A 20,805-nucleotide genomic window follows, 5' to 3' on the forward strand; every position below is an offset into this window, starting at 1 on the left:
GTGAGTTTTGTTCTATTTTTGAGATAGTGTGACGAATGATGGGCGGGCGCCGGTGCGAGGTGCTTCGCCACGCGACGAACGGGTCATTGAAGAATCCGCCGCGTCGTACCGATAAATGAATCAGGCCATATCCGCGTTACGCGACGCGCAACATACATGAGGGGAAGCAGAGGGGATGCGCACTCACGGGCATAGCTGCTTTGCGCGCGTCGGTTTCGACGCGCAGGATGACCGGACGATCGTGACGACGCGGAGCGGCGCATGAAGCCGGCCGTATCGCTGTTCGTCGTGGCAGCCGCGATGACCGGCGCTTTCCACACGGCCGTGCTGTCGGCCGCGCCGATGCCGGCCGTGCCGGCCGCCGCCGCTTCGACGGCCGCTGCCAGTCACGCGGCGGCGCCCGCTGCGGCGCCGGCGGCGGTGCTCGCGGCGGCGTCGACGGCGGCCAGCGCGCCGGCCGCCGGCCTGCCGACGACGACCGTGCATGTGCCGTTCTCGTCGCTCGGCGCGTTCGATCCGCTACGCCTGCGCGGCGCCGACGACGCACGCACGATCAACGCCGGCGTGCGGCTCGATCGCGTGATCACGGGCGCGCGGCTGCGCCTGACCTACGCGTATTCGCCGTCGCTGGTCTTTCCGCTGTCGCACCTGAAGGTGTCGGTGAACGGCGAGGTGATCGCGACCGTCCCGTTCGACGCCGCGCGCGCGGGCCGCACGGTCACGCAAGAGATCCCGATCGATCCGCGCTACTTTTCCGATTTCAACCAGATCGGCCTGCGCCTGATCGCGCACTACACGCTCGACCACTGCGAGGATCCGGCGAACTCGGCGCTGTGGGCCGACGTGAGCCCGACGAGCGAGCTGATCCTCGACGAATCGCCGGCGCGCCTGCCGAACGATCTCGCGCTGCTGCCCGCGCCGTTCTTCGACCGGCGCGACAACGGCCGCCTGCGGCTGCCGTTCGTGCTGCCGGCCTCGCCCGATTCGGCGACGCTGCGCAGCGCGGGCGTGCTCGCGTCGTGGTTCGGCGCGCTGGCCGATTACCGGCATGCGCGTTTCCCGGTGTCGGCCGCGCTGCCGGCCGACGACCAGGCCGTCGTGGTCGGCACGGCCGCGACGCTGCCGGCGGGTCTCGCGCTGCCGCCGGTGGGCGGCCCGCTGCTCGCGGTCGCCGACAACCCGGCCGCGCCGGGCCGCAAGCTGCTGGTCGTCACGGGCCGCACGGCGGCCGAGGTCGACGACGCGGTCGCGACGCTCGTGCTCGGCCGCGCGGCGCTGTCGGGTCCGGCGGCGACGGTCGCGCACGTCGATCTCGGCGCGCCGCGCAAGCCGTACGACGCGCCGCGCTGGCTGCCGGTGAACCGGCCGATCGCGTTCCGCGAACTCGTGAACGACCCGCGCCAGCTGGAAGTGCGCGGCACGACGCCCGATGCGATCCGGCTGAACCTGCGCGTGCCGGCCGATCTGCATTCGTGGAACGGCTCGGGCGTGCCGATCACGCTGCGCTACCGCTACACGGCGCCCACCGTCCAGGACAATTCCACGCTCGCGGTCGAGATCAACGATCAACTCGTGAAGTCGTACCGGCTCGGGCCGGCCCACGCGGAGGACGCGCACGGCCGCATGCAGTTGCCGCTGCTGGCGGTGCCGGAAGGGCGCGTGACGAGCGACGTCGACATTCCCGCGTTTCGCGTGGGCAGCGGCAACCAGCTGCAGTTCCGCTTCACGCTCGATTCGCAGAAGACGGGCCTGTGCTCGAGCACGGCCACCGAGCCGCAGCGCGCGGCGATCGATCCCGATTCGACGATCGACTTCTCGCACTTCGTCCATTACGCGCAATTGCCCAACCTCGCGTTCTTCGCGAACAGCGGCTTTCCGTTCACGCGCTTCGCGGACCTGTCGCAGACGGCCGTCGTGATGCCCGATCGGCCGTCGCCGCAGGAGCTCGAGGCCTACCTGACGATGCTCGGCCACATGGGCGAATGGACCGGCTTCCCGGCGCTGCGCGTGCAGGTCGCGCGGCCCGGCGACGTCGCCGCGCTGTCGGGGCACAAGGATCTGCTCGTGATCGACGGCTCGCCCGCGTCGCCGCTGCTCGCGCACTGGCGCGCGGCGCTGCCGCTCGCGATCGGCGAGCAGGGCGGCGCGGGCGGCGCGGGCGGCGCGGGCGGCGCCGGCACGACGCGCGTCGCGTTCACGGTGAAGGAGCGCTGGCGCAACGGCGTGGGCCTCGCCGACGGCGGCGCGCACATCGAACAGACGGGCCCGCTCGCGGCGCTCGCCGGTTTCGAGCTGCCGGGCAGCCGCGGCCGCAGCGTCGTCGCGCTGACGGCGACCGACCAGCCGCGCCTCGGCGATCTGCTCGACGTGTTCGAGAACGCCGGGCTCGTGTCGCAGCTGCAGGGCGACCTCGCGCTGGTGCGGCCGGGGCAGGTCGACAGCTTGCGGGTCGGCGAGCCTTACGTGGTCGGCTTCGTGCCGTGGTATGCGCGCGTGTGGACGCAGGCGGCGCGGCATCCGGTCGTGCTCGGCGCGGTCGGCGTCGTCGCGGGGCTGCTGCTCGCGCTCGGCGTGTTCAGCGTGCTGCAGCGAATCGCCGCGCGTCGACGGGGGATGTAACGGATGACGCGGGCAATGACGAAGCGACGGGCAACGCAGCCGGCGCGGCGTGTCGGCGCGATGCTCGCGCTGGCGGTTGCGGTGACGTGCGCGGCGGCCGGCATGGCCACGCGCGCGCACGCCGCAGGGGCCAGCGCAGCCGATGCGGCGGGCGCGGGATGCAGCGCGGCGTGGCCGCGCTGGGATGCGTTCAAGCGCGATTTCATCTCGGCCGACGGCCGCGTGATCGACGTCGGCTCGGCCGATTCGCGCACGGTATCGGAGGGGCAGGCGTATGGACTTTTCTTCGCGCTGGTCGCGAACGACCGGCGCATGTTCGACACGATCCTCGCATGGACCGAGAACAACCTCGCGCAGGGCGACCTGAGCGCGCATCTGCCGGCGTGGCTGTGGGGCCGCGCGCCCGACGGCGCGTGGCGCGTGCTCGACGCGAACGCGGCGTCGGACGCCGACCTGTGGATCGCGTATGCGCTCGTCGAGGCCGGGCGGCTGTGGCACGAGCGCAGCTATACGGCGCGCGGCGCGCTGCTCGCGAAGCGCGTGCTCGACACCGAGACGGCGACCGTCCCGGGCTTGGGCCTCACGCTGCTGCCGGGGCCGACCGGGTTCAAGCTGGCGAACGGCCAATGGCGCGTGAATCCCAGCTATTCGCCGCCGCAGGTGATTCGCGCGCTCGGCGCGCGGCTGCCCGACGACCGTCGCTGGGCGGCGCTGGCATCCAGCACCGGGCGCGTGCTGCTCGACACCGCGCCGAAGGGCTTCTCGCCCGACTGGGCGTTGTATCGCGCGGGCAACGGTTTCGGGCCCGATCCGGACACGCATGCGGAGAGCGCGTACAACGCGATCCGCGTGTACTTGTGGGCCGGCATGCTGGACCGCGCCGATCCGCTCGCCGCGCCGCTGCTCGCGCGCTTCGCGCCGTTCGCCGACCATATCGCCGCGCATGGCGCGCCGCCGGAGCGGGTCGATACGACGACGGGCGTCGCGGGGCCGAACGACGGCAACGGCGGATTCTCCGCGGCGGCCGTGCCGTTTCTCGACGCACGCGGCCAGCATGCGCTCGCCGATGCGCAGGCGGCCCGCGTCGACACGCTCGCGCGCCAGTCGGCACCCGGCTATTACACGAGCGTGCTGACGCTGTTCGGCCTCGGCTGGCGCGACGGCCGCTACCGGTTCGGCGCGGACGGCACGCTCGACACCCGCTGGGGAGGCCGTTCGTGCGCCGCCCGCTGAAGTGCGCCGCGCCCCACGTCGCGGGATTCGCATGGCTCGCGTCGTCGGTGTGCGCGGCGGCGCCGAGCGTTGCCTCGGGCGCGGCGATGGCGAGCGCCGCGACACCGGCGACCTCGGCCGCGGCCGATGCGCGGCGCGAGCTCGACACCGCGCGGATGTGGGGCATCAAGCATCGCGACGATCTCGCGCGCGATGCGCTGCGCAAGGGCCTGCTGATCGCGCCGGGCGATCCCGAGCTGCTGGCCGAACAGGTGCGCGTGCTGCTGCGGCTCGGCGACGCGAAAGGCGCGCAGGCCTCGCTGACGCGGCTGCAGGCGCAGTCGCCGAATGCGCCTGTCACGCGGCAGGTGGCCGACGAATACCGCGTCGCGACGAGCGGGCGCGGCGAGATGGCGCAGATCCGGCTGCTCGCGCGCAGCGGCCGCGCCGACGAGGCGGCCCGGCGGATCGTCGCGCTGTTTCCGAACGGAGCGCCGGCGGGCGCGCTCGGCGCCGAGTATTACCAGATCGTGTCGAATGCGCCGGGCGGCCGCGAGCCGGCGATCGCCGCGCTGCGCCGCGCGGTCGCCGCCGATCCGCGGGACACGAGCGCAGCGGTCGCGCTCGCGCGGCTGTTGAACCAGCGCGACGACACGCGCGCGGAAGCGAACCGGATCGCATCGTCGCTCGCGAAGCGCGCCGACGCGGACCATACGGAAGCGATGGCGCTGTGGCGGCGCGTGCTGCAGTCGGCCGGCAACGATCCCGCGTATCTCGATGCGCTGCATGCCTATCTCGCGCTCGCGCCGGACGACACCGAATTCCGCGATCGCGCCGCCGGCCTCGATCAGCAGCGCGATGCACAGCGCCGACTCGAACGCGATCCCGACTACATCGCGCAGCAGCGCGGGTTGCAGGCGCTCGCGCGCGGCGATCTGGCCGCCGCCGATCCGCTGCTCGCGCGCGCCGCGCGCGCTCGCTCGGACGACGCCGATGCGCTGGGCGGGCTCGGCCTGCTGCGTCTGCGCGAAGGGCGGCACGACGAAGCGCGCGCGCTGTTCGCGCGGGCCGCGACGCGTGCGACCGACCAGCGCGGCAAATGGCAAGGCCTCGCGCGTACCGCGCAGTTCTGGGGGCTGCTCGCCCAAGGCCGCGAAGCGGCCAGTGCGGGACGCGCGCGGGATGCCGAACGCGCCGCGCGTGCGGCGCTCGCGATGCAGCCGGACAACCCGGACGCGAAGCTGCAGCTCGCCGATGCGCTGCTCGCGCAGCGCGACTGGGCCCAGGCGGAACCGTTGCTGCGCGGCTTGCTGGCCGCGCGCTCGCCGAGCCTGTCGGCCGTGCGCGACACGGCCACGCTGTATGAAAACACCGGCCGCGCGGACCGGATCGGCCCGCTGCTCGACGCGCTGCAAGGGCGCGTGACGGGCTCCGACGATCGCCGCGTGCTAGACGGCCTGCGCGGCGACCTGCTCGCGAACGAGGCGCGCGCGCTGGCCGACAAGGGCGCACGCGGGCCGGCCGCGCAACGCTACGAGGCGGCCGTGCGCGCGGCGCCCGACGCGCCGTGGACGCGCTTCGCGCTCGCGCGCCTCTATCGCGACATGGGGCTGCCGCAGCTCGGCCGCACGGTGATGGACGACGGGCTCGCACGGAGCGACACGCCCGAGATGCGCTACGCGAGCGCGCTGTACCGCAACTCGCTCGACGATGTCGCGGGCGCGCAGGCCGCGCTGGCGCCGGTCGACGATGCGCGCCGTTCGGAAGGCATGCGCGCGCTGGCGCGCAAGCTCGATGCCGAAAGCGCGCTGGCCGACGCGCGCGGCGCATACGCCGGCGGCGACCGCGCGGCATTCGCCGCCACGCTCGCGCACGCGCAGGCGAGCGCGCCGGACGATCCCGACATGCTCGCCGCGATCGGCGCGCAGTGGATCGACGCGGGCGAACCCGAGCGCGGCGTCGCGCCGCTGCGCGACTGGATCGCCGCGCATCCGCGCGAAGCCGACGCGGACGTGCGGCTGCGCTACGGCGATCTGCTCGGCAGCGCCGGGCGCGACGAGGCGCTCGCCGCGTGGCTCGACGCGCTGCGCCGCGACCCGGCGCTGACGCCCGCGCAGACGGCGCGGCTCGAGGACCAGTCGCTGCGGCTCGTGCTGCGGCAGACCGACGACGCGATCGCGCAACAGGACTATGCACGGGCGCGCGTGCTGCTCGATCGCGCAAGCCCGGTCGGCCGCGCGGACAAGCGTTATGCGCTCGAACTCGCTGATCTCGAACGCGCGCAGGGTCATTACGGTGCCGCACGCGATGCGCTCGCGCCGGTCGTGGCGCGCACGCCGGACGACGCCGATACGCAGCTCGCGCTCGCACGAATCGACGAGGACAGCGGCAACCGTACCGCCGCACGCACGCGCGTGCTGGCCGTGCTGGCGCGCACGCCGGACGACGACGTCGACACGCAGCTGTCGGCCGTGCGCCGCCTGAACGCGCTGCGCCGCCCGGACGACGCCGCGCAGGTGACCGACCGGCTGCAGGCCGCGTATCCGGCACGCGCCGACGTGACGGTCGCGGCCGCGCGCGTGGCCGAGGCGCAGGGCCGCTACGACGATGCGGCGTCGCTGTACCGGCTGTCGCGGTCACAGGAAAGCGCGACCGGCGTGAGGCCGGGCCGCGACGGGCTGACGCCCGCGCAGGCCGCGTTTGCGGAACTCGAACAGCGGCGCAATCCCGAGATCGAGGCCGGCTGGATTCCCGCATACAAGTCGGGCGACGAAGGCATCTCGTCGTATCGCGCGCAGCAGGTGCCGATCTACATGCAGATGCCGGTCCGCTACGACGGGCACGTGTTCGCGCAGATCGACACCGTGCATCTCGACCCGGGCACGCTCGACACGAGCGATCCGGACGCGTATTCGCTGAAGACGTTCGGCACCTATGCGGCGCTCAGGGCACAAACGAGCCCCCAGGCCGCCGCGCTGCTCGCGAATCCGCCGGGCTCGCTGCACCAGTCGACAACCGGCGTCGCGCTCGGCGCCGGCTATCTGTCGGATGCGTGGCGTGTCGATCTCGGCACGTCGCCGCTCGGCTTCCCGGTGCACTATCTCGTCGGCGGCGTGCGCTATCGCTTCGACGCGGGCCCCGCGAGCTTCTCCGTGAATGCGTCGCGGCGGCCGGAAACGAGCAGCGTGCTGTCGTACGCGGGGATGCGCGACCCGTGGACGGGCGCGGTGTGGGGCGGCGTGCGCCGCGACGGCGTGAACCTGCGCGCGTCGGTCGACGTCGGCCGCACGAACCTGTTCGCGGAACTCGGCGCGGGCGTGCTGTCCGGCCGCAACGTCGAACGCAATGCGGAAGTCACGCTGCGCACCGGCTTCACGGTGCCCGTGTACGAGCGCGCGACGATGAAGGTCAGCACGGGGCTCGTCGGCAATGCGTGGCACTACGCGCAGAACCTGCGCTACTACACGTACGGGCAGGGCGGTTACTACAGCCCGCAGCGCTATCTGTCGCTCGGCGTGCCGATCGAATGGGCGGGGCGGCACGATGCGCTGTCGTGGGACCTGACCGTCACGGGCGGGATCTCGAACAGCTACGAGAAGGATTCGCTGTTTTATCCGACGTTCTCCGACCGGCGGGCCGCGCAGGTGGCGGCCGGGTTCGTGTACGCGGGCAGCTCGACGCGCGGCGTGTCGTTCTCGTACGGCGTGAACGGCATCGTCGAGTATCGCGTGAACCCGCACCTGAGCGTCGGCGCGCAGTTGCACATCGACCGGTCGCACGACTATGCGCCGAGCTCGGCGCTCGTGTACCTGCGCTATGCGTTCGATGCGCGCGCGCCGCGCAGCTGGCTCGTGACGCCGACGCCCGTGCGGCTTTATTCGGATTACTAGGGTCTGTTTCCATATGGAACGTACATGCGAATGCCCGAAATCGCCCGTAGGGCAAGAAGTGAGGAGCGCCGTTTGGCCGTGCCAAACAAGCGACGAGCGACGCCGCCCTACGGGCGATTTCGGGCATTCCCGTGACATGAATTTCTTAATCAGGGGTTGCCACGAGAACGGCCGCTCGCCGCGTTGCGCTCCTTGCGAATACATCAGTATTCGCGGCGTCACGCGCCTCGCGAGCGGCCGTTCTCGTGGCAACGCATGCACGTTCCATATGGAAACAGACCCTAGGGGAACGCCGTGAATACGGAATTCGATGCCACCCGCTCCGCGCCCGGCGCTACCGGCCTCGCCGACCGCCTGCGTGCGCTGCTGCGCATGGCGCCGGCGGGTGGCCGCGCCGGCGCATCGGGCCGGCTCGCGATCGACGGCCTGCCCGATACCTGGACGCAACTGGAAGCCGGCGGCCTTTACGCGATCTACGCGGCCGGCGGCACGCCCGCATGCGATGCGCTCGTGTGGGAAAGCGCGCGCCAGGCGCGCACGCGCGACGTCACGATCGTGTTGGCACGCGATCCGGCACGCGTCGCCGCGCAGATGGCATCGCTCGGTTTCGCGGGCGGCGCGCAGCCGGCCGGCTGGCCGCGCAACCTGAACGTGCTGGCGATGCCGGCGGCGGCCGGCCCGGCCGGCGACGGTGCCGACGCCGACGCCGACGCGGCCGGCAACGCGCCGGGCCGCGCGGCGCCGGGCCCGTTCGCGCGGCTGACCGGCGGGTTGCGCGCGATGAAGCGCTACGGGCTGCATGCGCGTTCGCTGTATTTCGTCGAAGGCGCACAGCGCTGGTTCAGCTGGGACGATCCGGTCGCGCTCGCGGATGAAGCGCACGCGCTGGCCGACTGGTGCCGCACGCGCCGGATCGCGCTCGTGCTGCTGCTCGACCCCGAAGCGTCCCGCGCGGACGGCGACGCACGCGCCGACGATGCGCCGCTCGTGCGCGATGCGGATCGCACGCCGCGCAGCGGCTTCCACGGTATCTGCTCGGGCGTCGCGCAGTTGCAGCGCACGCACGGCGAGCTGCTGTGGGTCGTCGATTTCTGGCGCGCGGGCGACACGCTCGCGGCCGGCGAGGTGCGGCCGCTGCGCTTCGCACCGGGCGGCCGGCTGTCGGCGAGCGTCGAGGGCGGCGCGACCGAACCGGCGCGTCGGATGAAGCTCGCGAGCGACGAGGATCGCGTGGTGGTCAGCCGCGCGGTGCTCGACGGCGCGAGCCGCGTGCCGGACGGCTGGGAAATCGTCGACGACAACGCGGCCGTCGTCGCCGCGTGCGCCAACGCGCAGGCAGCGACCGCGGTGCTCGTGTTCCGCTCGCATGCGCAGCTCGAAGCGCTGTGCGCGGACGTGCACGCGCTGCGCCGGCAGTGCGGCGGCGCGCTGAAGATCGCGGTCGTCGAGCGCGGCGAGGTGCTGCGCCAGCAGTTCGAGGTGCTCGTGCTGAGCGTCGGCGCGAACCGGGTCGTCGCGCGCGATCTGCCCGTCTCGCGGATGCAGGCCGCCGTGCACGCGCTGCACGGCCAGCTTTACGCGCGGCCCGTCGCGGCCGACTACCGCGCGGCGCTCGCGGCCGCGCTCGGCGATTCGGTGCTCGGCTATCTGCCGGTCGGCGCGTTCTGCCAGCGGATTCGCGCGGTGCTCGACCGCGGCGCGGTGCTCGCGCTGCCGCATACGCTCGCGAAGCTCACGCTGTTGCCGGGCGTGTCGCACGTCGACGCGCTGCGGCACTGCCGGCCGCGCCGCGCGGGCGACGTCGTGACGGCCGATGCCGGACACCTGTTCGTGTTCCTGTTCGCCTGCGAGCCGGTCGACGCCGACGACGCGCTCGCGCGGATCTTCGACGTGCCGGTCGATACGCTGTCCGACCGCGTCGTATGCCTCGGGCAGGGCAGCATCGACACCGAACTCGACGCACTGAAGGCCGAGAACCGGCGCGCGCCGATCGCCGACTACAGCGACCTGTTCGCGGCGACGCAGCCGCCGGGCGCCGCGCGCGCCACTCCCGGCGCGGCGTTGCCCGACGCGGGCGAGGTGAGCGACGCGATCGATGCGATCGATACCGTAGTCGCGCTCGACGCGATCGGCGCGCCGCAGGCGCCCGCGCCCGCCGCCGTCGACGCCGCGGCGCCGGACCCCGTCATTCCCGCCGCGCGTGCGCGCGGCGCCGTCCGTAGCGCGATGCCGCTGCGCAAGCAGGAGGACGCATGATCGTCGAACTCGTCATCGGCTTCATCGTCGGTATCGCGATTGCGGTGCCGGTGTGGGTCGTCGCGCAGCACCTCGGCGTCGGCCGCGGCTTCCACGCACCGCGCGGCATCGACCGACGCGACGCGGTGCCGTGCGAACTCGTGCCGGTCGTGCTGCGCGGCCGCCTGCTGCCGGGCGCCGGCGGCAACGCAGGCGACGAAGGCAACAAACGCGGCAAGCGCGACGGCAAGGCGGCACGATGAAGACGATCGCCGTTACTTCGACGACGGGCGGCGCGGGCCGCACGACACTCGCCGCCGCGCTCGCGGTGCTACTCGCGCGCCGCGGCCGGCCGGTCGTCGCCGTCGAATTCGATGCACAGAACCTGATGGGTGCGACGCTCGGCCTCGATACGCTGGCCGAACACGGTCTCGCGCACGGCCTGCTGGGCGGCGCCGAACCGTGGCACGCGCACACGTGGCGCAACGCCGACGGCGTGCTGTTCGTGCCGTACGGGCAGGTCGATGCGGCCGGGGCCGCCGCGTGCGATGCGCGGCTCGTGGCCGATCCGACCTGGCTGTCGCGCGCGCTCGACGAGATCGCGCTGCCGGCCGACGGCGTCGTGCTCGTCGACACCGCCCGCTATCCGTCGCCGCAGGCCGGGCAGGCGATCCGGTGCGCGGACCTGACGCTCGTCGTCGTGCCGCCGGAGCCGGTCGCCTGCGCGGCGACGGCCGCGCGGCTCGGCGCGTTGCGGGCCGGCCGTGGCGAACTGCAGATCGTCGTGAACCGGCTGAACCCGGCGCGCGACATGCAGCGCGATGCGCTGGCGATGCTGCGCGCGGTCGCGGGCCCGGGATCGATGCTCGAACAGCGCATCCACGTCGACGCGGCGGTGCCCGAAGCGCTCGCGCGCGGCAGCTGGATTTTCGACGATGCACCGTATTCGCAGGCGTCGCACGACCTGAACGGCGTCGCGAACTGGGTCGATGCGTGGCTGACGGCGGCCGTCGCGGGCCGTACCGGAGCGGCGCGATGAAGGCCGCGTTCGCGTCGCGACTGCGCGGGTTCGGCCGTCGAGCGGCCGACTGGTGCGCGCGCGGCATCGGGCTGCCGGCGGAACGCACGCGGGTGGACTGGCTCGTGCGGCTGTTCTTCCACGCACCGCCGCCCGGCCGGCCCGATCATGTGCGCCGCTGGGTGCGCGTCGCGTTCCTGCGGCTCGCACAAGACTGGGGCGTGCTGCAACCGCTCAGTGTGCGCGAGTGGCTGTGGCGCGCGATCGTGCGCGCGCCGCGCGTGGCCGACGGCCGTCCCGCGCGCGATCCGCTCGCGTGGTTCGACACGTTGGTGGTGCCCGTCTACGTCGCCTTGCGCGCGGTCGGCCGGCGCATCGACGCGATGCTCGCGCGTCTGCCGTGGACGCGCTGGGGCGGCTGGCTCGATGCGCGCGCGAACGGCGTCGGCCGGCGCCGCTGGCTCGCGCCGCTGCTGCTCGTGGCCGGCGCGGTGCTGTGGGCCGCGGCCGGGATGTCGCCGCTGATGCCCGGCGCGCAGTTCGCGTTCTTCGCGATCGTCGCGGTGCTCGCACTCGCGCTGCGCCGGCTGCCCGGCCACCTGCCGACCCTCGCGCTCGCGTCGCTCGCGCTGCTGGCGACCGTGCGCTACGTATGGTGGCGCACGACCCAGACGCTCGACTTCCGCAGCCCGGTCGAAGCCGTCGCCGGCTACCTGCTGTACGGCGCCGAAGCCTATACGTGGATGATCCTGCTGCTCGGCTTCGTGCAGACCGCGTGGCCGCTCGACCGGCCGATCGTGCCGCTGCCCGACGATCCGGACACCTGGCCGACCGTCGACATTTATATCCCCACCTACAACGAACCGCTGTCGGTCGTGAAGCCGACGGTGTTCGCCGCGCAGAGCATCGACTGGCCGAGCGCGAAGCTGCGCGTGTACCTGCTCGACGACGGCCGGCGTCCGGAGTTCGCGGCATTCGCGGCCGAGGCCGGCATCGACTACCTGACGCGCGACGACAACCGCCACGCGAAGGCCGGCAACATCAACCGCGCGCTGCCGAAGACGCACGGCGAGTACATCGCGATCTTCGACTGCGATCACGTGCCGACCCGCTCGTTCCTGCAGACGACGATGGGCGTGTTCCTGCGCGACCCGAAGTGCGCGCTCGTGCAGACGCCGCACCATTTCTTCTCGCCCGATCCGTTCGAGCGCAATCTCGGCACGTTCCGCGAGGTGCCGAACGAGGGCAACCTGTTCTACGGCCTCGTGCAGTCGGGCAACGACCTGTGGAACGCGACGTTCTTCTGCGGATCGTGCGCGGTGCTCAAGCGCAGCGCGCTCGAGGAGGTCGGCGGCGTCGCGGTCGAAACCGTGACCGAGGACGCGCATACGGCGCTCAAGCTGCATCGGCGCGGCTATACGTCGGCGTATCTGCCGACCGTGCAGGCGGCCGGCCTCGCGACCGAAAGCCTTGCCGGCCACGTGAAGCAGCGCACGCGCTGGGCGCGCGGGATGGCGCAGATCTTCCGCATCGACAACCCGTTCCTCGGGCGCGGGCTCGGCCTGATCCAGCGGATCTGCTACGGCAACGCGATGCTGCATTTCTTCTACGGGATTCCGCGGCTGGTGTTCCTGACGATCCCGCTCGCGTACCTGTTCTTCCACCTGTACTTCATCAACGCGTCGTCGCTCGCGCTCGCGAGCTATGTGATCCCGTACCTCGTGCTCGCGAACATCGCGAATTCGCGGATGCAGGGGCGCTACCGGCATTCGTTCTGGGCCGAGGTCTACGAATCGGTGCTCGCGTGGTACATCGCGCTGCCGACCACCGTCGCGTTCTTCAGCCCGAAGCACGGCAAGTTCAACGTGACCGACAAGGGCGGCAAGATCGACGAAGGCTACGTCGACTGGTCGACGTCGAAGCCGTATCTCGTCCTGTTCGCGCTGAACGTGCTTGCGATCGTCGCCGGCCTGTGGCGGCTCGTGGCCGAGCAGGGCGACGAGGCATCGACGATCCTGATCACGCTCGGCTGGACCGTGTACAACCTCGCGATGCTCGGCGCGGCGCTGGCCGTCGCGCGCGAGACGAAGCAGGTGCGTGTCACGCACCGGATCGCGATGCGCGTGCCGGCGATGCTGCTGCTCGCCGACGGCTCGACCGCCGCATGCTTCACGAGCGACTACTCGACCGGTGGCCTCGGCCTCGAAGCGGTGCCGGGGCTCCCGCTCGCCGTCGGCGACACGCTGACGGTGTGCGTGACGCGCGGCGACCGCGCGTTTCCGTTCCCGGTGCGCGTGACCCGTGCGACGCCGACCCATGTCGGCGTGAGCTTCGAGGAACTGACGCTCGAGCAGGAGCGCCGGCTCGTGCAATGCACGTTCGGCCGCGCGGATGCGTGGCTCGACTGGCACGAAGGCGCGCGGCCCGACACGCCGCTCGGCGGGCTCAAGGAAGTGCTGCGGATCGGGCTGGATGGTTATGTACGGATGTGGAAGGGTGCGGCGCGCGGCCTGCAGGCCATGCTCGCGCCGAAACTCGATCGCGCGCGCGACTGACGCGGCGCGCATCATGGAGTGGGTTAGATGACGTTCTGGAATCTGTATTTCATCCTGAAGTTCGCGCTGTTCGCGACCGGGCACCTGCAGCCGTTCTGGCTCGCGAACCTCGCGTTCGCGGTGGCGCTGGTGGCGAGCGCGCCGCTCCGGTCGCGCGCATGGCGCATCGTCCGGCAGGTCGCGGCGATCGCGATCGCGGTGCCGCTGCTCGCGCGCGAGCTGCATGCGCCGCCGCTCGCCCGTCTCGCGGAGGCCGCGCGCGAGGTCAGCACGTTCCGCCTCGACTACTGGATGGAGCTGTTGCCGCGCCTGTTGCCGCCCGTGCTGGCGCTGACGATCGTCGGCGTGCTGATCGTCTATTTCATCGTCAATCGCTGGCTGCGCGTCGCGACGTTCGTGGTGGCCGTGCTGGTCGTGATGCCGCTGTGGCAGGCCGGCAGCGGGCTGATGGCGCGCGTCGCCGCGCCGGCCCAGCCGCAGGCGACCGTCGCGGGCACCACCCGCGTCGACCAGCCCGAGGATCACAATGCGGCGCTCGCGACGTTCCGCACGCAGGAGTCGCAGCGGCAGGTCGCGTTCGGCCATCTCGGCAATGATCCGGCCGCGCAGTTCGACGTGATCGTGTTGCACATCTGCTCGCTGTCGTGGGACGACCTCGATGCGGCGAAGGTGCGCAACCATCCGATGCTGAGCCACTTCGACTACCTGTTCACGAACTTCAGCACGGCCGCGAGCTACAGCGGCCCGGCCGCGATCCGCGTGCTGCGCGCGAGCTGCGGGCAGGAAGCGCATGCGGACCTGTACAAGCCCGCGCCGCAGCAGTGCCACCTGTTCTCGCAACTGGCGGGCGCCGGCTACACGGTGCAGTCGCTGCTGAACCACGACGGCCATTTCGACAACTTCCTGCAGGTGATCCACGACAACATCGGTGTGGCCGATGCGCCGATGATCTCGAACGCGGCCGCGCCGGTCGCGATGCACGCGTTCGACGGCTCGGCGATCAAGGACGACTATGCGACGCTCGCGAACTGGTACGCGCAGCGCGCGGCGGTGCCGGGGCCGGTCGCGCTGTACTACAACACGATCAGCCTGCACGACGGCAACCGCGTCGTCGGCAGCGCGCTGACGAGCATCGATTCGTATCCGCAGCGCGCGACGAAGCTGATGACCGACTTCGACCGTCTCGCCGACCTGATCGCGCAATCGGGCCGCCGCGCGGTGATCGTGTTCGTGCCCGAGCACGGCGCCGCGTTGCGCGGCGACAAGAACCAGGTGGCGGGGCTGCGCGAAATTCCGGCGCCGCGCATCGTGCACGGGCCGGTCGGCGTGCGGCTCGTCGGCTTCGCCGGCAATCACGGCGCGACGACCGTGATCGAGCAGCCGACCAGCTTCCTCGCGCTCGCGCAATTGCTGTCAAACCTCGTGTCGAACAGCCCGTTCAAGCCGGGCACGACGCTCGCGCAATACGCGGCCGATTTGCCGCGCACGCGGATGATCGGCGAGAACGAGGGCACGGTGACGATGCAGACGGCCGCGGGTTACGCGGTGAAAACTCCGGATGGCGTATGGATCGACGAACAGTAACGATTGCCGGCGAAGGCGACGACGATCGCCTGTCGCAACCGAACGACGTGATCGGCCTCGCGCGGCATCTGCCCGCGCTCGATCCCGAGCGCTACGTCGACGAACAGGCGCGCCGCGCGTTCGACGCGTCGCTCGATCGCTGGCCGACGCTCGCGAAGCTGATGGGGTTGAAGCGGTAAACGTACGACGGCCGGCATGGCTGCCGGCCGTCGTCGGTTCGTGGGGACGCGCCGCTTATTGCGCCTTGCGTTCCGGCTGGCGCGTCCATTCGCTTTCTTCGCCCGGCACCTTGCCGAACGTCTGATCGGCCCACGCGGCACGCGCCGCGTCGATCTTCGCGCGCGCGCTCGACACGAAATTCCATTCGATGAACCGTTCGCCCGGCAGGTGTGCGCCGCCGAGCAACATCACGCGTGCGCCGTGCGCGCTCGCGAGCGCGACGGTCGCGCCCGGTTCGAGCACGGCCATCGTCGCGCTCGCGAGCGGCGTGCCGTCGACGGTGAGGTCGCCGTCGACGAGATACACGCCGCGCTCGTCGTGCTCCGCATCGAGCGCGAGCTGGCCGCCCGACGCGAATTCGGCAACCGCATAGAGCGTCGGCGAGAACACGGCGACCGGCGACGCGAGCCCGAATGCGGTGCCCGCGATCACGCGCACGGTCACGCCGTCGCGCGTGAACGACGGCAGCGTGTCGGCCGCGTGGTGAGCGAACGCGGGTGCGGTGTCTTCATGCTCGACCGGCAGCGCGACCCAGGTCTGGATCCCGTGCACCGGCTGCTCGCGCGGCCGATCCTCGTCGGGCGAGCGCTCCGAATGCACGATGCCGCGGCCGGCCGTCATCCAGTTCACGTCGCCCGGCACGATCTTCTGCCGGAAGCCGAGGCTGTCGTGATGCATCAGCGAGCCGTCGAACAGGTAGGTGACGGTCGCGAGCCCGATGTGCGGATGCGGCAGCACATCGATGCCGCGGCCGGGCGGCAACACGGCCGGCCCCATCTCGTCGAAGAAGATGAACGGACCGACGAGGCGCGCGGCGCGCGCCGGCAGCACGCGCCGCACGACGAGGTTGCCGATATCGCTTTCGCGCGGCGTGAGCAGGGTCTTGATCGAGGCGGACATGACGGGAATCTCGTGACGGTGGCGGGAAGTGCTCAGGCGATCGCCGTGTCGATCGCGATCGGATGCGTGAGGATCTTGTGCACCGGGCAGGCATTCGCGATCTGCAGCAGGCGCTCGCGCTGTTCGTCGGTGAGGTCGCCGTCGAGCGTGATGCGGCGCACGATCGTGCTGCCCGCGCTGCCCGATTCGTGCGCGAGCTTCACGTGCACTTCGTCGAGCGGCCAGCCTTTTCGTTGCGCGTACATCTTCAGCGTGATCGCGGTGCACGCGCCGAGACTCGACAGCAGCAGCGCGACGGGCGTCGGCGCGGCATCGCCGCCGCCGAGCGACGCGGGTTCGTCGGCGCGCCACTGGTGGACGCCATCGCTGAAGTGGACGAGATAATCGAGCGGGCCGATGCTCGCTTCGACGGACAGTTCGCTCATTGAAGTTCCAGGTGAGAAAGGGGACGGGCCGGCGGCGCGGCCGGGCGTTACGGTTCCAGCAGGCGCTGCAGCCGCAGCTCCTCGAAATCGAGCTCCGATTCTATGCGGTGCAGCACCGCATCGTCGACCTTGCCGTCGCGATGCAGGTCGAGCAGCGCGTCGCGCGACACGCCGACCAGCTCGAGCTCGACGCGCAGCATCCGCGCGCGCACGCCAGCGGGCTCCGCTCCGTCGCGGTGCGCGTGCTCGTTGAACGCGACGCGGTTGCGGTATTCGGTCAGCAGCCGGTCGAGCGATGCACGTTCGAGGCTGGCGCCGCGCTGCTCGCGCGCATCGAGCTCGGCGAGCGCCGCGCCGAACGTGTGCGCACGCACCGCGTGTTCGGACATCGTGTGGCGCGCGGCCGGGCGCAGCTTCAGCACGCGGATCAGCGGCGCGAGCGTGCCGCCCTGCACGACGAGCGTCGCGATGATCAGGAGGAACGTGCTGAACAGGATCAGGTCGCGGCCGGGGAAGTCGGCAGGCAGCGCGATCGCGGCCGCGAGGCTCACGACGCCGCGCATGCCCGACCAGCCGAGTACGATGGCCTCGCGCCACGACCATGGCGCGTGGCCCGCACGCCGGGCGCGCAGGCGGCCTGGCAGCCACATCGCGACGAACACCCACACCACGCGTGCACCGATCGCGGCGGCCGTCGCCGGCAGCGCGACCCGCAGGCCGGCCATCAGCACCGCGCCTTCGTGGTTCACGCGCGCGAGGATCGCGTGCAGCGCAAGGCCGATCAGGATGAACACGAGCGCGTCGAGCACGAACACGATCGCTTCCCACGTCGCCTTCGCCTTGATCCGCATGTCGGCGTCGAACACGCGATGCTGGCGCACGCCGAGCACGAGGCCGCAGGTGACGACCGACAGCACGCCCGAGCCGTCGACGGCCTCCGCGATCCCGTAGCTGCCCCATGCCATCGCGAAGGTCACGACGATGCCGAGCATCGGCTCGCGCAGACGTTGCAGCACCCAGCACATCGCATGGCCGCACGCGAGGCCGACCGCGATGCCGATCAGCGTGAGCGAAAAGAACATGCCGGTGGCGCTCGCCGCCGTGATCGACACGGCGAGCGCGGCCGATACGGCCATCTGGTACAGCAGCAGGCCCGACGCATCGTTGACGAGGCTTTCGCCTTCGAGCACCGCGACGAGCCGCGCGGGTAGCGGGTGGCGCTGCAGGATCGCCTTCGCGGCGACCGCGTCGGGCGGCGACACGATCGCGCCGAGCGTGAAGCACGCGGCCCACGGCAGCGCCGGATTCGCCGCATGCACGGCGAGCGCGACCGCGACGGTCGTGAACGCCACGGCCCCGAGCGCGAGCGATGCGATCGACGCGAGCTCCTGCCGGAATTCCTTCCAGGCGGTGTAGAAGCCGCTCGACATCAGGAGCGGCGGCAGCACGGCCGCGAGCAGCAGCGCCGGGTCCATGTCGGGCACGCGCTTGCCGGCGACGGCGACCACGCAGCCGCCGAGCAGCAGGACGACGGCCGGCGGAATCGAGATCCGCTCGGCGAGCCACGTGAGGGCGCCCGCGCCGCAGATCAACAGCAGCAGGTAATGGAACAGCTCGACGTTGGTCATGCGCGGCCGGGGGCGACGGGGTGGATCACGAAGGCTTGCGGTCGTTGGCGGCGCCGCCCGGCAGCGCGCCGAACATGTGCTGGCTGCACCGCGCGTCGCGCCATGCGGTGTTCAGCCGATGGCCGGACAGCATGCGGCGCGCGACCGGCAGGATCTGTTCGCCGGCCAGCATGCCGAGCAGGCCGGCGAGCGCGATGATCGGCGGCGCGGGCGAATTCAGGCCGAGCGCGCCGTAAATGACGCCGGCGAGGATGCCGGCGAGCAGCGACAAGACATACGGTTTCATGGTGGTGCGCCTCGTGATGGCCGAGCGGCGCCGGAACGGCACCGTCAAAGTCTTGAAAGCGTATCGGGTTTGCGTGAAGAAAAAAAGGGCGGGCGGCTCCGAACGGGCATCCATCCGGGAATCGGATCGATTCCGTTTCTTGGGTGTTCGCGCCGCGCGTTTGCGGCTTAAATACTCGGGCCCGGATGACGATCTCCGGCGCCGACGCATTCCGGGCTCCTCCCGTTTTCACGGTCGAGGCAGGCCCGCCTTTTTTCGTTCACAGGACTCCATCCGCCATGAGCAACCCGAAGCTTGAAGTACTGACGCCGCAGAACAGCCAGTTGATCTTCATCGACCAGCAGCCGCAGATGGCGTTCGGCGTGCAGTCGATCGATCGCCAGACGCTGAAGAACAACGTCGTCGGGCTCGCGAAGGCCGCGAAGGTCTTCAACATCCCGACCACGATCACGACGGTCGAAAGCGAGAGCTTCTCGGGCCATACCTATCCCGAGCTGCTCGACGTGTTCCCGAACCAGAAGACGCTCGAGCGCACGTCGATGAATTCGTGGGACGACCAGAAGGTGCGCGACGCGCTCGCCGCGAACAGCCGCAAGAAGGTGGTCGTGTCGGGCCTGTGGACCGAAGTCTGCAATACGACGTTCGCGTTGTGCGCGATGCTGGAAGGCGACTACGAGATCTACATGGTCGCCGACGCATCGGGCGGCACGTCGCAGGCCGCGCACGATTTCGCGATGCAGCGCATGGTGCAGGCCGGCGTGGTGCCGGTCACGTGGCAACAGGTGCTGCTCGAATGGCAGCGCGACTGGGCGCGCCGCGACTCGTACGACGCGGTGATGGCGATCGCGAAGGAGCATTCGGGCGCATACGGGATGGGCGTCGACTACGCGTACACGATGGTCCACAAGGCACCGCAGCGTACCGCGACGCCGCACGAGTCGATCCCGGCCGTGCCGGCGAAGTAACGGGTAACGGGCCGTTGGCCGCGATCGCCGCGCGGGATGCGGCGGTCGTGCGCCATCGACCATGGCGCGTTCAGGCCACGGGCAGCGCCCAGGGCGCGCGCGCGAAGTGTTCCGCGAGGAAGTCGAGCAGCACCGTCACGCGCGCGGCGCGCAGCATGCCGGGCGGCGTAACGAGATTCACGTTGATGTCCGCGATCTTCCAGTCGCTCATCACTTCCTCGAGCTCGCCGCGCTGCATCGCGTCCCAGACGAGGAACTCGGGTTGCAGCGCCAGACCGTGACCGCCGACGAGCGCGGGGAGGATCACGTCCGCGTTATTGGTGCGGATGCGCCCGTGTACGGATACGCCGACTTCGTCGCCCGACGCCGAATGACGGAAGCGCCAGTGCTCGGGCGTGGGCAGGTTCGTGTACGTGAGGCACACGTGCTGTTCGATGTCGCGCGGATGCATCGGGCGGCCGCGCCGGTCGAGATACGCGGGCGACGCGACGAGCGGCCGGCGCACCGCGCAGAGGCGGCGCGAGCGCAGCGTCGAATCGCTCAGCTCGGCGATGCGGATCGCGACGTCGAAGCCGCCCGACACGATGTCGACGAGGTGATCGGTGAGCACGAGATCGATGTCGACGCGCGGATAGCGCTCGAGAAACGTGGGCAGCACCGGCGACAGATGGTGCACCCCGAACGACATCGGCGCATTCACGCGCACGAGGCCGTGCGGTTCGAGCGCCTGCGCGGTCGCTTCGTTTTCGATCAGCTCCGCATCGGCGAGCAGGCGGATCGCGCGGTCGCGCAAGAGTTCGCCGGTCGGCGTGAGCGACAGCTTGCGCGACGTGCGGTACAGCAGCATCGCGCCGAGGCGCTTTTCGAGGCGCGCGATCGCTTTCGACACGGTGGGTTGCGATACGCCGAGCAGCTCGGCGGCTTTCGCGAACGAACCCGTCTCGGCGACGCGCGCGAAGATGGCCCAGGCTTCGAGATCAGGAAGGTGTTGCATGGTCGGACGGGATGGCAGGGAAGCGAAACGGGTGCGATGCGCCGCGCACGCGGCCTCGCGATGCGGTTGATTCTAATCCGGCCGGGAGAAAAAACGTTATGGAATCTTATTTACTTTCATTGGGCGCCGGTATGCTGATCGGCGTCGTGTACAGCGTGATCAGGGTGCGTTCGCCGGCGCCGCCGCTGATCGCGCTGGTGGGCCTCGCCGGCATGCTGGTCGGCGCCCAGGCCATCGCGCCGGTTCGTCACTGGCTCGGCTTCTGACCGCATCGA

16 protein-coding genes are annotated in these 20,805 nt (G+C 71.2%); 11 read left to right on the forward strand and 5 right to left on the reverse strand.

Annotated features, from left to right (window positions below; genetic code table 11):
• The first annotated feature begins 261 nt into the window (after positions 1-261).
• The 9 genes from bcsB to CFB46_RS10875 all read left to right on the forward strand — a co-directional run bounded on the left by bcsB (position 262) and on the right by CFB46_RS10875 (position 15,292).
• The gene (gene bcsB / locus CFB46_RS10835) at positions 262-2,619 is read left to right on the forward strand and encodes a cellulose biosynthesis cyclic di-GMP-binding regulatory protein BcsB (RefSeq protein WP_089499977.1); all 2,358 of its coding nucleotides are present in this window, start codon (positions 262-264) and stop codon (positions 2,617-2,619) included.
• Between the two features lie 3 nt (positions 2,620-2,622).
• Positions 2,623-3,852, forward strand: coding sequence for a cellulose synthase complex periplasmic endoglucanase BcsZ (gene bcsZ / locus CFB46_RS10840; RefSeq protein ID WP_027784172.1), 1,230 nt, complete (start codon positions 2,623-2,625; stop codon positions 3,850-3,852).
• Positions 3,837-7,721, forward strand: coding sequence for a cellulose synthase subunit BcsC-related outer membrane protein (locus CFB46_RS10845; RefSeq protein ID WP_027784173.1), 3,885 nt, complete (start codon positions 3,837-3,839; stop codon positions 7,719-7,721). Before bcsZ ends, CFB46_RS10845 begins: the two co-directional genes overlap by 16 nt.
• A 294-nt stretch (positions 7,722-8,015) precedes the next feature.
• Complete coding sequence (gene bcsE / locus CFB46_RS10850; protein ID WP_089499978.1) at positions 8,016-9,977, forward strand: cellulose biosynthesis protein BcsE; 1,962 nt, start codon at positions 8,016-8,018, stop codon at positions 9,975-9,977.
• The gene (locus tag CFB46_RS10855) at positions 9,974-10,219 is read left to right on the forward strand and encodes a hypothetical protein (protein ID WP_027784174.1); all 246 of its coding nucleotides are present in this window, start codon (positions 9,974-9,976) and stop codon (positions 10,217-10,219) included. The genes bcsE and CFB46_RS10855 overlap by 4 nt, the downstream gene beginning before the upstream one ends.
• The gene (gene bcsQ, locus CFB46_RS10860; protein WP_027784175.1) at positions 10,216-10,995 is read left to right on the forward strand and encodes a cellulose biosynthesis protein BcsQ; all 780 of its coding nucleotides are present in this window, start codon (positions 10,216-10,218) and stop codon (positions 10,993-10,995) included. Before CFB46_RS10855 ends, bcsQ begins: the two co-directional genes overlap by 4 nt.
• Positions 10,992-13,529, forward strand: coding sequence for a UDP-forming cellulose synthase catalytic subunit (bcsA, locus tag CFB46_RS10865; RefSeq protein WP_089500392.1), 2,538 nt, complete (start codon positions 10,992-10,994; stop codon positions 13,527-13,529). The genes bcsQ and bcsA overlap by 4 nt, the downstream gene beginning before the upstream one ends.
• Positions 13,530-13,556: 27 nt before the next feature.
• Positions 13,557-15,113 carry a cellulose biosynthesis protein BcsG gene (bcsG, locus tag CFB46_RS10870; RefSeq protein WP_027784177.1) on the forward strand — a complete coding sequence of 519 codons (1,557 nt, stop codon included), beginning with the start codon at positions 13,557-13,559 and terminating at the stop codon, positions 15,111-15,113.
• A complete protein-coding gene (locus tag CFB46_RS10875; protein ID WP_027784178.1) occupies positions 15,095-15,292 on the forward strand; it encodes a hypothetical protein in 198 nt (65 codons plus the stop codon). The genes bcsG and CFB46_RS10875 overlap by 19 nt, the downstream gene beginning before the upstream one ends.
• Before the next feature lie 55 nt (positions 15,293-15,347).
• Here the strand turns inward: CFB46_RS10875 and CFB46_RS10880 are convergent, their stop codons facing one another.
• From CFB46_RS10880 to CFB46_RS10895, 4 genes are read right to left on the reverse strand one after another with little or no spacing between them, the layout of a single operon-like run.
• A complete protein-coding gene (locus CFB46_RS10880) occupies positions 15,348-16,232 on the reverse strand; it encodes a pirin family protein (RefSeq protein ID WP_027784179.1) in 885 nt (294 codons plus the stop codon).
• 32 nt (positions 16,233-16,264) lie between these two features.
• Positions 16,265-16,657, reverse strand: a complete 393-nt coding sequence (locus CFB46_RS10885) for an OsmC family protein (RefSeq protein ID WP_027784180.1) — start codon at positions 16,655-16,657, stop codon at positions 16,265-16,267.
• Between the two features lie 47 nt (positions 16,658-16,704).
• The gene (locus CFB46_RS10890) at positions 16,705-18,285 is read right to left on the reverse strand and encodes a cation:proton antiporter (protein ID WP_027784181.1); all 1,581 of its coding nucleotides are present in this window, start codon (positions 18,283-18,285) and stop codon (positions 16,705-16,707) included.
• 25 nt (positions 18,286-18,310) lie between these two features.
• Complete coding sequence (locus CFB46_RS10895) at positions 18,311-18,571, reverse strand: XapX domain-containing protein (protein WP_027784182.1); 261 nt, start codon at positions 18,569-18,571, stop codon at positions 18,311-18,313.
• A 278-nt stretch (positions 18,572-18,849) separates the two neighbouring features.
• Between CFB46_RS10895 and CFB46_RS10900 the strand changes: the two genes are divergently transcribed.
• Positions 18,850-19,536 carry a hydrolase gene (locus CFB46_RS10900; protein ID WP_027784183.1) on the forward strand — a complete coding sequence of 229 codons (687 nt, stop codon included), beginning with the start codon at positions 18,850-18,852 and terminating at the stop codon, positions 19,534-19,536.
• A 70-nt stretch (positions 19,537-19,606) separates the two neighbouring features.
• Here CFB46_RS10900 and CFB46_RS10905 read toward each other — a convergent pair whose 3' ends face one another.
• Positions 19,607-20,530 carry a LysR family transcriptional regulator gene (locus tag CFB46_RS10905; protein ID WP_027784184.1) on the reverse strand — a complete coding sequence of 308 codons (924 nt, stop codon included), beginning with the start codon at positions 20,528-20,530 and terminating at the stop codon, positions 19,607-19,609.
• Between the two features lie 98 nt (positions 20,531-20,628).
• Here CFB46_RS10905 and CFB46_RS10910 point away from each other — a divergent pair, with 98 nt between their 5' ends.
• Positions 20,629-20,796 (forward strand): DUF1427 family protein, encoded by a 168-nt coding sequence (locus CFB46_RS10910; protein WP_034185414.1) that lies wholly within the window; start codon positions 20,629-20,631, stop codon positions 20,794-20,796.
• Positions 20,797-20,805: the final 9 nt, after the last annotated feature.

Origin of the sequence: Burkholderia sp. HI2761 (assembly GCF_002223355.1) — a bacterium.
In the GTDB taxonomy this organism is placed as follows: Bacteria; Pseudomonadota; Gammaproteobacteria; order Burkholderiales; family Burkholderiaceae; genus Burkholderia.

What these genes read in the sequence shown, in the direction of transcription:
- bcsB (WP_089499977.1), top strand. Translation starts at nt 262, where the DNA reads ATGAAGCCGGCCGTATCGCTGTTCGTCGTGGCAGCCGCGATGACCGGC.
- bcsZ (WP_027784172.1), top strand. Translation starts at nt 2,623, where the DNA reads ATGACGCGGGCAATGACGAAGCGACGGGCAACGCAGCCGGCGCGGCGT.
- CFB46_RS10855 (WP_027784174.1), top strand. Translation starts at nt 9,974, where the DNA reads ATGATCGTCGAACTCGTCATCGGCTTCATCGTCGGTATCGCGATTGCG.
- bcsQ (WP_027784175.1), top strand. Translation starts at nt 10,216, where the DNA reads ATGAAGACGATCGCCGTTACTTCGACGACGGGCGGCGCGGGCCGCACG.
- bcsA (WP_089500392.1), top strand. Translation starts at nt 10,992, where the DNA reads ATGAAGGCCGCGTTCGCGTCGCGACTGCGCGGGTTCGGCCGTCGAGCG.
- bcsG (WP_027784177.1), top strand. Translation starts at nt 13,557, where the DNA reads ATGACGTTCTGGAATCTGTATTTCATCCTGAAGTTCGCGCTGTTCGCG.
- CFB46_RS10875 (WP_027784178.1), top strand. Translation starts at nt 15,095, where the DNA reads ATGGATCGACGAACAGTAACGATTGCCGGCGAAGGCGACGACGATCGC.
- CFB46_RS10880 (WP_027784179.1), bottom strand. Translation starts at nt 16,232, where the DNA reads ATGTCCGCCTCGATCAAGACCCTGCTCACGCCGCGCGAAAGCGATATC.
- CFB46_RS10885 (WP_027784180.1), bottom strand. Translation starts at nt 16,657, where the DNA reads ATGAGCGAACTGTCCGTCGAAGCGAGCATCGGCCCGCTCGATTATCTC.
- CFB46_RS10890 (WP_027784181.1), bottom strand. Translation starts at nt 18,285, where the DNA reads ATGACCAACGTCGAGCTGTTCCATTACCTGCTGCTGTTGATCTGCGGC.
- CFB46_RS10895 (WP_027784182.1), bottom strand. Translation starts at nt 18,571, where the DNA reads ATGAAACCGTATGTCTTGTCGCTGCTCGCCGGCATCCTCGCCGGCGTC.
- CFB46_RS10900 (WP_027784183.1), top strand. Translation starts at nt 18,850, where the DNA reads ATGAGCAACCCGAAGCTTGAAGTACTGACGCCGCAGAACAGCCAGTTG.
- CFB46_RS10905 (WP_027784184.1), bottom strand. Translation starts at nt 20,530, where the DNA reads ATGCAACACCTTCCTGATCTCGAAGCCTGGGCCATCTTCGCGCGCGTC.
- CFB46_RS10910 (WP_034185414.1), top strand. Translation starts at nt 20,629, where the DNA reads ATGGAATCTTATTTACTTTCATTGGGCGCCGGTATGCTGATCGGCGTC.